A 13986-nucleotide genomic window follows, 5' to 3' on the forward strand; every position below is an offset into this window, starting at 1 on the left:
CGTCAGCGACGGCGCGCGGCGACCGCCTGGGTCGGCAGCGCCGGCAATTCCTCCATCACCCGGCTTGGCGGGAAAATGGCGATCGCCTCGGTGCCTTCGCGCAGTCTGGAATGGAGCTCGAATTCGCCGCCATGCATGGCCAGCAGGCCCTGCACGATCGGCAGCCCCAGCCCTGTCCCCTGTTCGGCGCTCTTGATGGCGATCGAACCCTGGCCGAAGGCGGAAAGCACGATCGGAATCTCCTCTTCAGGGATGCCCGGTCCATTGTCCTTGATCGAGATGTACTGCCCGCCGCCGGCAGTCCAGCCGACGCGCACGCGGATTTCGCCGCCGGTTGCCGTGAATTTGATGGCATTGGACAAAAGGTTGAGCGTGATCTGACGCAGCGCGCGTTCGTCGGCGAACAGACGCGGCAGGGTGCTTTCGAAATCCTGGACGATGCGGATGTCCTTGTTGCGCGCCTTCAGCTCCATCATGTGGCAGCAATCCTCGACGATGGCGAGCAGCATCACCGGCTCCTCGTTGAGCTGGTAGCGGCCGGCTTCGATGCGCGACAGGTCGAGGATCTCGTTGATCAGGTCGAGCAGATGCTGGCCGGACTCGTGCACGTCATGGGCGTAGTCGCGATAGGTCGGGTTGCTCATCGGTCCGAGCACCTCGTTGGCCATCACCTCGGAAAAGCCGAGAATGGCGTTGAGCGGCGTCCTGAGCTCGTGGCTCATCGAGGCCAGAAAACGCGACTTTGCCAGATTGGCGTCTTCGGCCCGCCGCCTTGCCTCGTCCGACATCGATTTCGCCGTCTCCACCTCGGCGATCAGCGCGTCCTTTTCGGAGCGGAACGACAAGAGCATCAGCGACGAGCGGTTGAGATGGCTGGCGACATAGTCGAAGAACGGCAGGGCGGCGACCAGCAGCCCGACCATGATCGCCTCGACTGGCAGCCACAGCTTGGCTCCGGAATAGGCATAGACCGCCACCGGAATGGCAAAAGTCGTCAGCAGCGCGCCACGCAGCGACGACGCCATGACGGCCGTTGCCGCCATGGCAAGCAGCAGCACCACCGCCTTGACCACCTGAAACTGGTCGACCTGGCACGCGCTGCAGTCGAGCCATGCGAACCAGGCCCAGCCGAGGCCACACAGCCAATGGCCGATGAGCAAATCTCTTCGCGTTCGCAATGGGTTGAGCTCGGAAGCTTCAGTGCGTTCGATGCGCCTCGCCATGAACACGACGACGCTGTAGCAGGCGAGGGTGAACAACGCCCAGACACCGATCCGCTTGGCGTCCATGCCGGAAAACAGCCCTGCCGCCGCGATCGTCAGCACAAGCAGCGGGATGGCGATCGCGCCGCCCACCATGGCGCGTGCATGCAGCTTCAGCAGTTCGCGGTCGAAATCGGGGTTGCCGGCTTGCTGCGAGAGACGGTCGCGCGTCTTGCGCACCGCGCGCGCCACATCGCTGTTGCGATGGGGTTTCCTGCGGTCCACAATGAATTTATCCGCTGTGTTCGAGCGTAGCAAAGGCATGGAAACTTCAATTCATACGCGCAGCGATTTCAAATTCTTAAGCTACGTTCGAATGATTAAGAGACTGTTTGCCATATGAGCCGTTCGTGGTCGCAAAGGCCTCGCCGGCGATACAATCCGCGGCCGCCGCGAAGCCTGTGGCGCAGGCTGGTGGACTACGGACTGACCGTCATCCTGCTCGGCCTGCTGATCCTTCTGGCGGCGCGTCTTGACCGGGTCGAGACACGCAAGGCGCAAGGCGCGGCAATCGTCAACGATGGCGATTCGATCACGCTCGGCACCGAGCGCATCCGCATGCGCGGCATCGACGCTCCCGAATATGCGCAGACCTGCCGCAAGGACGGCGCTGACTATCCCTGCGGCAAGCTCGCGCGCCAGTCCCTGGTGCGACTGATATCAGGCAAACCCGTCTACTGCAGCGGCTGGCAACGCGACCGCTATGGCCGGCTGCTCGGCGACTGCAAGGTCGACGGCAAGGATCTCAACCGCGCCCAGGTCGAGGCCGGCTGGGCGGTTGCCTATGGTGATTTCGAAATCGAGGAAGCCGGCGCCCGCGCCGGCAAGGCCGGCATCTGGGCAGGCACCTTCGACGAGCCGCATGACTGGCGCGAAACCCACCACGACGGGCCGGTCGAAAGAAAGCATGGCACGCTGGCTTCGATCGGCGACGCGCTGCGCGAGATTTTTCGCTTCTGGTGATACTCAACGCATCAATGCGCGCCCTATAGTCGCGGAAGAGATCGAGGAGGAAGGGAATGAAGCTGTTCGATGGTGGGCGCGCGCCCAATCCACGCCGGGTCAGGGTTTTCCTCGCCGAAAAGGGGCTGGAGGTTCCGCTGGTGCCTGTCGACATGGGGGCGCTGGGACACAGGCAGGAGCCGGTCAGTTCGCGCAATCCGCTGCAGCGCCTGCCGGTGCTCGAACTCGACGACGGCACGATCATCACCGAATCCGTTGCCATCTGCCGCTATTTCGAGGAACTGCATCCGCAGCCGGCGCTGTTCGGGGAGGGCGCGCTCGGCAAGGCGCAGGTCGAGATGTGGCAAAGGCGCATGGAGTTCAATCTGCTGAGCTGCGTCGCGCAGGCTTTTCGCCACATCCATCCTGCGATGAAGGAATGGGAAATCCCCCAGATCCCCGAATGGGGTGAGGCCAACAAGCCCAAGGCGGTCGAATTCCTGAAACTCCTCGACACCGAGCTGGCAGACCGCGAGTTTGCCGCCGGCGACAGCTATTCGATCGCCGACATCACCGGACTGATCGCCATCGACTTCATGAAGCCGGCGCGCATCAAGGTGCCGGAAGACTGCACCAACGTGCTGCGCTGGCACGGCGCGATTTCCAGCCGGCCGAGCGCCGCCGCCTGAGGATGAGCTCCGAACTGGAAAGCCTCACGGCAAAAGTCCTGGCCTGCCGCATCTGCGTTGACAATTCGGTCGGCCGCCCGCTGCCGCATGAGCCGCGCCCAGTGCTGCGCCCCTCGTCGAGCGCACGCATCCTGCTCGCCAGCCAGGCGCCGGGCACCAAGGTGCATATCTCTGGCATGCCGTTCACCGACGCCTCCGGCGACCGCTTGCGAAGCTGGCTGGGCGTCAGCAGCGAAGAGTTCTACGACACGGAAAAATTCGCCATCGTGCCGATGGGTTTTTGCTTTCCCGGCCAGAACGCCAAAGGCGCGGACCTGCCGCCGCGGCGCGAATGTGCGCCGGCCTGGCGCGCGCCGCTGATGGCGCTGATGCCGCGCATCGATCTCGTGCTGACGATCGGGATCTATGCGCAATCCTGGCATATGGGCACTGCGCGTCGGTCCTCTCTGACCGAGACGGTGATGGATTGGCGTGCCGTCTGGGATGCGCCGACCAGCCCGAAAGTGCTGCCGCTGCCGCATCCATCATGGCGTAACACAGGCTGGCTGAAGAAGAATCCATGGTTTGAAATGGATTTGCTGCCATTTCTGAGGTCGGAAATCCGCTATCGCATCGGTTGAGCTTTCAGCAAGAAATCACTCGCTTTTGCACCATCCGGCAGAATTTCTTTCTTGTGAAAGGCCCAGATAAGAGGGACTATAGGCAATCCATTCCTCAAAGCGCGTCGCGCCTGAGGGAAGTAACGCGCTTTGAATTTTGTTTTTTATGCATGTCGTTGTCCCAAAACCGCTACGCACTTTTGGGCGACAGGCATCAGGGAGCACCCAATGGACCGCCTTGACAGAAAAATTCTCCGCCTCCTGCAGGAGGACGCGACGCTTGCGGTCGCCGATGTCGCCAAGAAAGTCGGTCTGTCGACCACGCCGTGCTGGCGGCGCATCCAGAAGCTCGAGGAAGAAGGCGTCATCAAGCGGCGCGTCGCCATCCTCGACCATGAAAAGGTCAATGTGCGCGTCACCGTCTTCGTGTCGATCCGCACCAATTCGCACAGCCATGAATGGCTGCGCCGCTTTTCGGAGGTCGTCCAGGAATTTCCGGAAGTGGTCGAATTCTACCGCATGAGCGGCGACGTCGACTATCTCTTGCGCGTGGTGGTGCCCGACATTGCCGCCTATGACGCCTTCTACAAGCGGTTGATCGCCAAGATCGAGATCCGCGACGTGTCGTCGTCCTTCGCCATGGAGCAGATCAAGTACACGACCGAAATGCCGCTGGACTATATGGTGCTGGACAAGGAGTCAGGCGCCAACGCCGCTTGAGATTCAATTCGCTAGTTCTTCTTTTTGTTGAGGAAACTCCAAGGCGAGTTCACCGGCAGCGTGATCGTGTCCGGCACCGTGTCGACACTGACCACCTCCGCTTTGCGCACCGTGTAGCCCGACTGGATGACGCTGACGCCATCAAGGATGAACAGCTGGCTTTTCTCCAGGCCCGGCGTGAGCGCACCGGTGACGGAAACCGGCTGATAGGCCTCCGACATCCTGTAGGGGTGGGCGGGCGTGACCAGCACGATCTGGTTGGGCGGCGGCGTGGGCATGTGGCTGCAAGCACCTGTCCACGGCACCAGCAGGAATTGATACACAAGGTCGCCATCGCGATCGACCGGAAGGGCATAGCCGGCTAACTGAACGGTCTTATCCTGCAGATTGAGCGACAGCGTCTCGCCATGGTCGGGCATTTTGGCCGCGATCATCGGCAGGCCGACGCTTTCGGCGGCTTGTTGTGTCGCCGGACGCAGATCCTTCCAGAATATGTGCGCGGTCTCGGCCGAGGCATCGGCGGCGGACACAAACAACGCGACCGCGAGCGCCGTGGTCGATTTGAGACGGTTGCTCATTGGCCGCTCCCTTTGCGGTGGAGTAAAGCCGCCGTGGCCAAGGGCGTCAACGCTCGAGCCGCATCACATGTCGGCGAGAGCCGGCCACGCCGACCTCGTGGAAACCTCGGGCCTTGAACATGTCGGAAAACCCCATGAAACGGTAGCTCGGCGATGCCTGATCGACAGGGTAGGCCTCGATCGCCCTGGCGCCCTTAGCAAAGGCATGATCGATTGCAGCGTCGAGCAGCGCTGCCGCCAGCCCGCCGCCGCGCAAGGCTCTGGGCACATAAAAGCAGACGATCGACCAGATGCCAGTCTCGGCACCGTCCTGTTGCGGCGACAGCTTGCGGTAGGTCTCGCGCGGCGCGACCGAGCACCAGCCGACGGTCCGGCCTTCAAGCTCGGCGACAAGGCCGACGGGCGTGCCGGCCTCGATCCGCGCCATCATCATGCGTTTCTTCTCATCGTTCTGGATGTGCTCGCGGCTGGAGTGGCGCCAGGCCATGCACCAGCAATATTTCGGTCCACCCGGCGCTTCGAACAGACTTTCGAAATCAGCGCGCGTTTCCCGATTTACCGCGGCAAAACGAATTTTTGCCAGATCAGCCTTTTCTGGCGATCCGCTCGAGCGTCTTGGCATTGGTCAGCTCCCTCACGGCGTCCTTGCCGATCCAGCGCGCTGTCTTGTCGGTCGACTGCGCCAACCGCTCGGCGACAGCAAGGGCAGCGCCGTGCATCTCCATCGATCGTTTGCCGATTGAGCGAAGTGCCCAGTTCACGGCCTTCTTCACGAAATTCCGGCCATCGGTGGCATGCGTTTCAATGACCGGCAGGAAGTCGAGGAAGGTCGCTATCGGCTCTTTCTTCCGGTGGACCACCGACCAGGCGATCATGGCAAACGCCGTGCGGCGAACGAACTCCCGGTCGTCGGCCGCGAACTCGCCGATCAATTCCTTCCAGCTGTCCGTATCGACGAAGAGATCGGAGACGCCGTCGACGATATCCCACGAATCGAAGGACGCCGCCCATTGCCTCGCATCCGCGGCAGTGAACCGCTTCGGGTCGGCCGTGACGGAAGCGATGAACTGCGCCTCCATGATGCCGGTCTGCCAGAGTTCGAAGGCGCGTTCATGGTTGCGCTTTATTTTCCTGGCAATCTGCCGCTGCACCCCATGTGGAATGCCGAGCGCACGTTCGATCTTGATGCCGTAGCGCAGCATGCCACGGCGATTTTCCTCCGAGCCGATCGAGCGCAGATACGCGACGATGTCGTCGGCACTGGATTGAGGCGAAAGCTCGGCCACCGCGAATCCTATTTCTCCAGGCGCGCCAGCAGCGAAGAGGTGTCCCAGCGCTTGCCGCCCATCGCCTGCACATCCTTGTAGAACTGGTCGACAAGTGCTGTCACCGGCAGCTTGGCGCCATTGCGGTCGGCCTCGGTGAGGCAGATGCCGAGATCCTTGCGCATCCAATCGACGGCAAAGCCGAAATCATATTTGCCGGCATTCATCGTCTTGTGACGGTTCTCCATCTGCCACGAGCCGGCCGCACCCTTGGAAATCACCTCGATGACCTTTTCGATGTCGAGCCCGGCCTTCTTGCCGAAATGGATGCCTTCGGCCAGCCCCTGGACGAGACCGGCGATGGTGATCTGGTTGATCATCTTGGTGAGCTGGCCGGAACCGGCCGGCCCCATCAGCCCGACCATGCGGGCAAAAGAATCGATGACCGGCTTGGCCTTGTCGAACGCCTCCTGTTCGCCGCCGACCATCACCGTCAGCACGCCGTTTTCCGCGCCAGCCTGGCCACCGGAGACCGGAGCGTCGAGGAACGAAAAGCCGCGCGCTTGCGCCTTCTCCGCCAGTTCGCGCGCAACTTCGGCCGACGCCGTCGTGTTGTCGATATAGATCGCGCCCTTCTTCATCGAACCGAAGGCGCCCTGCGCACCTGTCGTCACCGAGCGCAGATCGTCGTCATTGCCGACGCAGGAGAAGATGAAATCCTTGCCGTCGGCGGCCTCGGCCGGTGTCGTGGCGAAGCTGCCGCCATGCTGGCCAACCCATTGTTCGGCCTTGGCCGTGGTGCGGTTGTAGACGGTGACGTCGTGGCCGCCCTTGTTCCTGAGATGTCCGGCCATCGGATAACCCATGACGCCAAGACCGAGAAATGCCACCGATGCCATAGTTCTACCTTCCGACGGGAAACGGGATTTTGTTTGCCGAACGTCTAGGCCTTGCGGCGAATTCGTCAAGCCGCCGCGGCGTCAGGATTGAGTGGCACAGCCGCAGCGCACACCGGTCAGCGCTTCAGATGTATGGTGATCCGCCGCTCGATCCATTCGATCGCGTGCCGCAAGATCTCGACCATCACCAGATAGACGAGCGCGACCCAGATATAGGCCTGGATGTCGAATGTGCGCGCATAGGTCAGCTTTGCCATGCCCATCAGGTCGTAGACGGTGATGATGGCGACGATGGCGGACGCCTTGACCATCAGGATGAGTTCGTTGCCGTAGGGCCTCAGCGCGACGATCAGCGCCTGGGGCAGGATGACCTTGCGCAGCGTCTGCAACTTGTGCAGGCCGAGCGAAGCAGCACCTTCCCACTGGCCTTTCGGCACGCTTTCAATCGCACCGCGCAAGATCTCGGCCTGATAGGCGGCGGTGTTGAGGGCGAAGGCAAAGACACCGCAGTTGAATGCCTCACGGAAAAAGCCCCAGAGCCCGACCATTTCGAGCTGTGGCTTGAACGAGCCCACACCATAATAGACCAGAAAGGTCTGGACCAGCAGGGGCGTGCCGCGGAAGAAATAGACGTAACCGTAGGCAATGCCGGAGAGTATGCGGTTTTGCGACATGCGTGCATAGGCCACCGGCAGGGACAGGATTGCGCCCAGGACAATCGAGATGCCGACCAGCGAGAGCGTGACGCCGAGCCCCTCCAGGTAGCTGGGACCATACTTGGCAAAGAGCTCGCTGTTCCCGGCCAAAGCCAGATAGGCGACGATGCCGGCGCCGGCGGCAATCCAGATGCCCACCAGCACATGGCCGACGATTCGTGAACGCGGCCAGCCGCGCGCACGCACAGGAGGCCGTTCTACAGCGGCTGCGATGCTCATCGCTGTGCCTCCCGCTGGCCAAGCGAGCGCAGTATGGCGCCGGTGGCGAAGGATGAGATGATGGCCAGGATCAGAAATACCATTGCGGCCACGCTAAAGAACAGGAATGTGTGTTTGGTGACGCGTGCGGCCACACCGGCTTGACGCAGCGTTTCAGCTAGGCCGACCACGGATACCAGAGAAGTGTCCTTGAGCAGGCTCAGCCAACAATTCTCCAGCCCCGGAAACGCGATGCGGAGCAATTGCGGCAAAATCACTTTGCGCATCGTTTGCCCGTATGACAGGCCGATGGCGTAGCCACCTTCATATTGTCCCTTTGGAATGGCCCGGAAAGCAGAGAGGAATACCTCGCTGGCATAGGCCGAGAAGATGATCGCAAGCACGATCATGCCGGCGACGAAGCCGTTGATGTCGATGGTCGCTTCAGGGTTTATCAATCTGACGAGATATTGCAGGATCAGCGGGCCGCCGAAAAAGAACAAAAACAGCGTCACCAGCTCCGGAAGTCCGCGAAAGATCGTCGTATAGATGTTGGCGGCAACCCGCAGCGAAGGTTCCTCGGATTGTTTGCCCAGCGCTACAAAAAAGCCGATCGTCAAACCGATTGGAAGCGTGGCCAGCGCCAGAATAACAGTGACGGCGGCACCAGAGACGATATCGTCAAGCCAGCCATCGGGTCCCCAACTGAGAAGCGTCCATACGCTCTGCATCCGCTCGCCTGTTCTCCCGCATCCGCTCTTTGGAGAGCCACGCCGCGTCACCCCTCGTGCCCGGCATCTTGCAAGAACGGCGGGACTATCCCGCCGTTCTCTTGATCAGAAAGCTGCGATCAGGAATCGCCGCCATAGACGTCGAACTTGAAGTACTTGTCGTTGATTTCCTTGTACTTTCCGTTGGCGCGGATGGCGTCGATCGCCGCATTGAACTGGTGGACCAGATCGGTCTCGCCCTTGCGCACCGCGATGCCAGCGCCCGGGCCGTGGATCTTGACGTCAGGCTTGATCGCACCGATCAGCTTGCAGCAGGCGCCGTCCGGCGAATCCAGCCATTGCTGCAGCACGACGATGTCGTCATTGGCGGCGTCGAGGCGGCCATTGGCCAGGTCGAGCTGGTATTCCTGCGCAGTCGGATAGGGCTTGACCGTGCTGTCGGTGTAGGTTGCGGTCGAGTAGTTGAAATGCGTGGTCGAAGCCTGCACGCCGATCGTCTTGCCGGCCAGGTCTTCCTTGGTCACGCCCTTGATGTCGCTGTCCTTGGGCGCGACGATCGCCGGCGGGGTGTTGTAGTATTTATTCGTGAAGTCGACCTTCTCGGCACGCTCCGGCGTGATCGACATCGAGGCAATGATGGCGTCGAACTTGCCGGCCTGCAGCGCCGGGATGATGCCGTCCCAATCCTGCGCGACAAAGGTGCACTTCACCTTCATCTCGTCGCAAAGTGCCTTGGCGATATCGATGTCGAAGCCAACGAGTTGGCCGTCGGCGGTCAGGTTGTTGAACGGGGGGTAGGCGCCTTCGGTGCCGATCCGCAGGGTCTTTTCCTGGGCCTGGGCTACGCCGAGCGTCAGCAGCGCAGCCGATGCGGCGAGCGCGATACGCAGTGCAATACGCATGATAGTCCTCTCTTTATGGTCCCGGCCGTGGTTCCGTACGGCTCTGTGGGGCGGTGCTTTGACCGCCCGCTGATCGGGATACTCCCACTCTTTCCGGGAAAAAAGCAACTGTAAAACCATCGCGATCGGCAAAGCTATTCTGCCGCAGCGTCACGGCTCAAGTAACGAGACCAGTCGTACGCTCGATGAAGTCGGCTATCGATTTCGTATCGTCGAGATCGAACACCGGCAGGCTTTCGCCGGGAACCGCAAAGTCGGCAGCGATGGCGACGATGTGCGGGTCGTTTGCCGCGAGCGGCGCCCGGTCGCTGGCCTCCAGCCGCCGCGTTTCGATCTTGTTGTGCGCCTCGCGCTTGTAGCCTTCGACCAGCACGATGTCGCATGGCGCCAGCCGCGCCAGGATCGCCTCCAGCGTCGGCTCGTCCTCGCCGCGCAATTCGTGCATCAGCGCCCAGCGCTTGCCGGAGACGATCGCGACTTCCATGGCGCCGGCCTGCCGGTGGCGAAAGCTGTCGGCCCCGGGCTTGTCGATGTCGAAATCATGATGAGCGTGCTTGACCGTCGACACCTTCCAGCCGCGCCGCACGAACTCGGCGACCAGCTTTTCGGTCAGTGTCGTCTTGCCGGAATTCTTCCAGCCGGTGATGCCGAAGACGCGTCTGTTCATAGGGTTATGCTTTGCAGCAGCAGTTCGGCTTCGGCAAGGTCGTCTGGCGTGTTGATGTTGAAGAACGGGTCGATCTCGTGCCCGCCGGCTGCAAGCATCGGAAAATCCACCTCGACAAACTCCCGCCGGTCGATGAAGGCGGAAACCCGCCTGTTGTTCTCGTCGACCAGAAAGTGCCGCAAGGCGTCGCGCAGACTTAGCGGCCAGAGAGCGAAGGTCGGATGCCGCTTGCCGGCCGAACTGGCGACGGCAATCGCATCGGGGCGCTCTTCGACCGCCGCCGCCAGCCGTTCGACCAGATTGTTTGGCAGAAAAGGCGTGTCGCCAGCGGCCGTCACAAGTGATTTGCACCCTGTGTTCGCGCCAGCCCATTCGAGCCCGGTCAGGATTCCCGCAAGCGGTCCGGCAAAGCCTGTCACCGTGTCGGCAAGTACCGGCAGTCCGACTTGGGCGAATCGCGACAGGTCGCCATTGGCGCTGAGCGTCAGCAATCCGACCTGCGGCGCAAAACGCGCAACGACGTGGTCCAGCACGCTGTCGCCGCCAAGGGTAAGCAGGCTCTTGTCGCCGCCGCCCATGCGCCTGGACTGGCCGCCAGCCAGAATGATCCCTGCAACCTCTCGGCTCATCGCTCACTGCCTGTATGTGTCGGCTCGGCCTATATGCCGTCCGGCGCCATGTCCGGTCCAGCGCTTTCGGCGGCGGTTTTTTGCCGGCCGACGACGCGCTCGCGGTAGAGGGCATAGAGGCCGGAACCAATGATGATCGTGGCACCAAGAATCATCGGCAGGTCGGGGAGGTCGCCAAAGATGAACAGGCCAAGCAGGATCGACCACAAAAGGGCGGTGTAGCGGAACGGCGCGATGAAGGAGATGTCGCCCACCCGCATCGCCATGATGATAAACTGGTAGCCGATCAGCACCAGCACTGCCGCCAGTGCCAGCAGCGCCGTGCTTTTTGCCGTCATTGGTGTCCAGCCACCCATCGGTGACAGCAGCGCCGCGCCCAGCACCGTCATGGCAAGCGCCGTGGCGGTCGACACCAGCAATGTTGGAATGGCCTGCGGTATTCGCTTGGTGGCGAGGTCGCGCACCGCGCAGCAGGCGACGCTGGTCAGCGCCAGCAGCGAATAGACGCTGAACCCTTCAAACCCAGGCCGCACGATGATCAGCACGCCGGCAAAACCGACGGCGATGGCCAGCCAGCGCCGCCAGCCGACACCTTCGTTGAACACCAGTGCCGCACCCATGGTCACCGCCAGCGGCAGCGCCTGCAGCACGGCCGAGACATTGGCGATCGGCAAATGGGCAAGGGCGACGAGAAAGGCGACGGTGGCGCCGGCCTCACCGATCACGCGGATCGCCACCAGCGGCTGCAGCATCGAGGCCGGCCTGGCCAGCGCCCCGCGCTGCCAGGCGAGCAGACCGACGAACAGCGAGGCGAAGGCACCCCGGATGAACATGACCTGCGCCATGTTCATCGATTCCGACGAGAATTTGGTGATGGCGTCGTTGAGCGTAAAGCCAACCATCGCCACGATCATGAACAGCGCGCCGCGAAGGTTTGGGGAAAGGGGCAAGGGCGTTACCGGTTTTGGGTTGGATCAAGCCTGTAACAGCCGGTTTCCAAACAGCAACGCCAAAGGACTGGGCCACAGCGTTTCGTTGTGGCCCGCAATGTTTCCCGGACAGGCCGCGAGATCACGACCGCGGCTGGAGCGGTAGAGCTTATTTCTTCGGCGTCAGCACCTCGGTGCCATTGCCGTCCTTGCCGGCGATCGTCCACAGGCCGTGCAGCGAGCCGTCTTCCTGCACCTTGTAGACGACGAGGCCGATTTCCTTGCCCATCACATAGCCGGCGGAAAAAGCATCGTCGTTGCGCATGCAGATGCCGTCCGAGGACGATCCACCAGTCTCCCAATGAATTGTGCAGGTCGTCTCGCTGGTCAGCGTGATCGTCGCTTCGCCGCCATAGGCCGATCCGTCGAAATTGGTGCCGGCGACAGCGTAGGTGCCGCCGATCGACTGGGCTGCCGCCGGGACAGTCGCGAGTCCGAGCAAGGCGAGAGAAAGAATGAGTTTGCGCATGGTGTATTCCCCCTGTGAGCGACGATTCCGCTGCGCGGAAAGCTAGGCCGGAACATGCTGGCGGTAAATCAGGCAACCGCTTGCGGAGGAGACTTTTTCCGGGGTGTTACCGAGAATGCTCATGGCCCCTTGAGGCTGCCGGCGATCGGCCCGACCAGAGGGTCGTATTTGGATTTCAGCGCAGGCGGATAGTCGATCCAGACGGTGCGGATGACGCCATCCTTGCCGAACAGGCGGCGCTCGTAAAAGATATTTTTGTCCTTGACGCCCGACAGCACCGCCCAGTCCTTGCCGGTCTTGCTGTAGGTGATCGTGTAGCCCGGCACCTTGCTGGCTTTCTCGGCAGCGACGAAGCTTTTCGGTGTGTCATCGTCGACGTTGTATATGCCCGAGCAGGTCAGGCTGGCGCCGTCGGCGCTCAGCCATACCTGCCCGTCGCCATTGTCCGGTTCGGGTTGGCGATCGGTGAAGACCTCGTCGGGAAAGGTGCAGACCGTGCCGAAACGCTCGTTGACGTAGGTGAATGGCGCGGCAACAGCCGTGGTCGTTGCAATCGCTGCGAAAGACGCCAGGGTCGGGAAAAGTCGTTTCATGCCATGCCTCCAGCCAATGACGGAGGCGATCTTGCACGAGATCGGCGAAAAAATCAGCCGCCGGTGACGCTCATATGCCGGGAAACCGAGGGGCGGCTGGTGCGGCGGTCGATGATGAAATCATGACCCTTCGGCTTGCGGCCGATGGCTTCATCAATGGCATCGGCGACCAGTTCGTTGCCTTCGGAGGCACGCAGCGGTGCGCGCAGGTCGGCTGCATCTTCCTGGCCGAGGCACATATAGAGCGTGCCGGTGCAGGTCAGGCGGACGCGGTTGCAGCTTTCGCAGAAATTATGCGTCATCGGCGTAATGAAGCCCAGCCGTCCGCCGGTTTCAGTGACCTGGACATAGCGGGCCGGGCCGCCGGTCTTGTAGGGGATGTCGGTCAGCGTGAACTGGCGCTCCAGCGAAGCGCGCAGCAGCGACAGCGGCAGATACTGGTCGGTGCGGTCGGCGTCGATCTCGCCCATCGGCATGGTTTCGATGACCGTCAGATCCATGCCGCGGCCGTGCGCCCAGCGCATCATCTCCGGCAGTTCGGCGTCGTTGAAATCCTTCAGCGCCACCGCATTGAGCTTCACCTTCAGCCCCGCCGCCTGTGCCGCGTCGATGCCTTCCATGACCTTGCCGAGATGGCCCCAGCGGGTGATCTTGTGGAACTTGTCGGCGTCGAGCGTGTCCAGCGAGACGTTGATGCGCTTGACGCCACAATCGGCGAGCTCGGCGGCAAAGCGCGAAAGCTGCGAACCGTTGGTGGTCAGCGTCAGTTCTTCCAGCGCGCCGCTTTGCAGGTGTCGCGAAATCTGGCGCACCAGATGCATGATGTTCTTGCGCACCAGCGGCTCGCCGCCGGTCAGGCGCAGCTTGCGCACGCCCTTTTCGATGAACACGGTGCAAAGGCGGTCGAGTTCCTCCAGCGACAGCAGGTCCTTCTTGGGCAGAAAGGCCATGTCCTCGGCCATGCAATAGGTGCAGCGGAAATCGCAGCGGTCGGTAACCGACACGCGCAAATAGCTGATTGTGCGACCGAATGGGTCGATCATGTTCATGCTTGTGCGTTTCCCGTGGCCGCGAACGGCGGCGTTATATACCGCTATGTGATACGATCCGGCTTCGCATTCAAGATAGCGGCTCTCGA

18 protein-coding genes are annotated in these 13986 nt (G+C 61.9%); 4 read left to right on the forward strand and 14 right to left on the reverse strand.

Features of this window, described 5'->3' with window-relative positions; all coding sequences use genetic code 11:
- Positions 1-2 precede the first annotated feature (2 nt).
- A complete protein-coding gene (locus tag AC1DXN_RS21390; RefSeq protein ID WP_477276186.1) occupies positions 3-1526 on the reverse strand; it encodes a sensor histidine kinase in 1524 nt (507 codons plus the stop codon).
- Between the two features lie 75 nt (positions 1527-1601).
- Here AC1DXN_RS21390 and AC1DXN_RS21395 point away from each other — a divergent pair, with 75 nt between their 5' ends.
- The 4 genes from AC1DXN_RS21395 (at position 1602) to AC1DXN_RS21410 (ending at position 4212) form a co-directional block, all read left to right on the forward strand.
- Positions 1602-2225 (forward strand): thermonuclease family protein, encoded by a 624-nt coding sequence (locus AC1DXN_RS21395; protein ID WP_477324360.1) that lies wholly within the window; start codon positions 1602-1604, stop codon positions 2223-2225.
- Positions 2226-2281: 56 nt separating this feature from the next.
- Entirely contained in the window at positions 2282-2893 is a 612-nt protein-coding gene (locus tag AC1DXN_RS21400) for a glutathione S-transferase (protein WP_477276182.1), read from the forward strand.
- 2 nt (positions 2894-2895) lie between these two features.
- The gene (locus AC1DXN_RS21405; RefSeq protein ID WP_477247035.1) at positions 2896-3513 is read left to right on the forward strand and encodes a uracil-DNA glycosylase family protein; all 618 of its coding nucleotides are present in this window, start codon (positions 2896-2898) and stop codon (positions 3511-3513) included.
- Between the two features lie 207 nt (positions 3514-3720).
- Positions 3721-4212, forward strand: coding sequence for an Lrp/AsnC family transcriptional regulator (locus tag AC1DXN_RS21410; protein WP_477247033.1), 492 nt, complete (start codon positions 3721-3723; stop codon positions 4210-4212).
- A gap of 11 nt (positions 4213-4223) precedes the next feature.
- Here the strand turns inward: AC1DXN_RS21410 and AC1DXN_RS21415 are convergent, their stop codons facing one another.
- From AC1DXN_RS21415 to moaA, 13 genes are all read right to left on the reverse strand, one after another.
- Positions 4224-4790, reverse strand: coding sequence for a DUF3299 domain-containing protein (locus AC1DXN_RS21415; protein WP_477276180.1), 567 nt, complete (start codon positions 4788-4790; stop codon positions 4224-4226).
- 46 nt (positions 4791-4836) lie between these two features.
- The gene (locus AC1DXN_RS21420) at positions 4837-5412 is read right to left on the reverse strand and encodes a GNAT family N-acetyltransferase (protein ID WP_477421653.1); all 576 of its coding nucleotides are present in this window, start codon (positions 5410-5412) and stop codon (positions 4837-4839) included.
- Positions 5375-6076, reverse strand: coding sequence for a DNA alkylation repair protein (locus AC1DXN_RS21425; protein WP_477276176.1), 702 nt, complete (start codon positions 6074-6076; stop codon positions 5375-5377). The genes AC1DXN_RS21420 and AC1DXN_RS21425 overlap by 38 nt, the downstream gene beginning before the upstream one ends.
- Before the next feature lie 8 nt (positions 6077-6084).
- The gene (locus tag AC1DXN_RS21430) at positions 6085-6954 is read right to left on the reverse strand and encodes an NAD(P)-dependent oxidoreductase (RefSeq protein WP_477276174.1); all 870 of its coding nucleotides are present in this window, start codon (positions 6952-6954) and stop codon (positions 6085-6087) included.
- Between the two features lie 116 nt (positions 6955-7070).
- Positions 7071-7889: an ABC transporter permease gene (locus AC1DXN_RS21435; RefSeq protein ID WP_477276172.1), complete on the reverse strand. Its 819-nt coding sequence runs from the start codon at positions 7887-7889 to the stop codon at positions 7071-7073.
- Entirely contained in the window at positions 7886-8599 is a 714-nt protein-coding gene (locus tag AC1DXN_RS21440) for an ABC transporter permease (protein WP_477276170.1), read from the reverse strand. The genes AC1DXN_RS21435 and AC1DXN_RS21440 overlap by 4 nt, the downstream gene beginning before the upstream one ends.
- Before the next feature lie 119 nt (positions 8600-8718).
- Positions 8719-9501, reverse strand: a complete 783-nt coding sequence (locus tag AC1DXN_RS21445) for an ABC transporter substrate-binding protein (protein WP_477247017.1) — start codon at positions 9499-9501, stop codon at positions 8719-8721.
- Positions 9502-9658: 157 nt separating this feature from the next.
- The gene (gene mobB / locus AC1DXN_RS21450) at positions 9659-10168 is read right to left on the reverse strand and encodes a molybdopterin-guanine dinucleotide biosynthesis protein B (protein WP_477276168.1); all 510 of its coding nucleotides are present in this window, start codon (positions 10166-10168) and stop codon (positions 9659-9661) included.
- Positions 10165-10797 carry a molybdenum cofactor guanylyltransferase MobA gene (mobA, locus tag AC1DXN_RS21455; RefSeq protein WP_477276166.1) on the reverse strand — a complete coding sequence of 211 codons (633 nt, stop codon included), beginning with the start codon at positions 10795-10797 and terminating at the stop codon, positions 10165-10167. Before mobA ends, mobB begins: the two co-directional genes overlap by 4 nt.
- A 29-nt stretch (positions 10798-10826) precedes the next feature.
- Positions 10827-11747, reverse strand: a complete 921-nt coding sequence (locus AC1DXN_RS21460) for a DMT family transporter (protein WP_477276164.1) — start codon at positions 11745-11747, stop codon at positions 10827-10829.
- A 148-nt stretch (positions 11748-11895) separates the two neighbouring features.
- Positions 11896-12255 carry a hypothetical protein gene (locus AC1DXN_RS21465; protein ID WP_477247009.1) on the reverse strand — a complete coding sequence of 120 codons (360 nt, stop codon included), beginning with the start codon at positions 12253-12255 and terminating at the stop codon, positions 11896-11898.
- Between the two features lie 119 nt (positions 12256-12374).
- Positions 12375-12848, reverse strand: a complete 474-nt coding sequence (locus tag AC1DXN_RS21470) for a hypothetical protein (protein ID WP_477276162.1) — start codon at positions 12846-12848, stop codon at positions 12375-12377.
- Between the two features lie 53 nt (positions 12849-12901).
- Complete coding sequence (gene moaA / locus AC1DXN_RS21475) at positions 12902-13897, reverse strand: GTP 3',8-cyclase MoaA (protein WP_477276160.1); 996 nt, start codon at positions 13895-13897, stop codon at positions 12902-12904.
- Positions 13898-13986: the final 89 nt, after the last annotated feature.

Source organism: Mesorhizobium sp. P2_H9 (assembly GCF_056403215.1).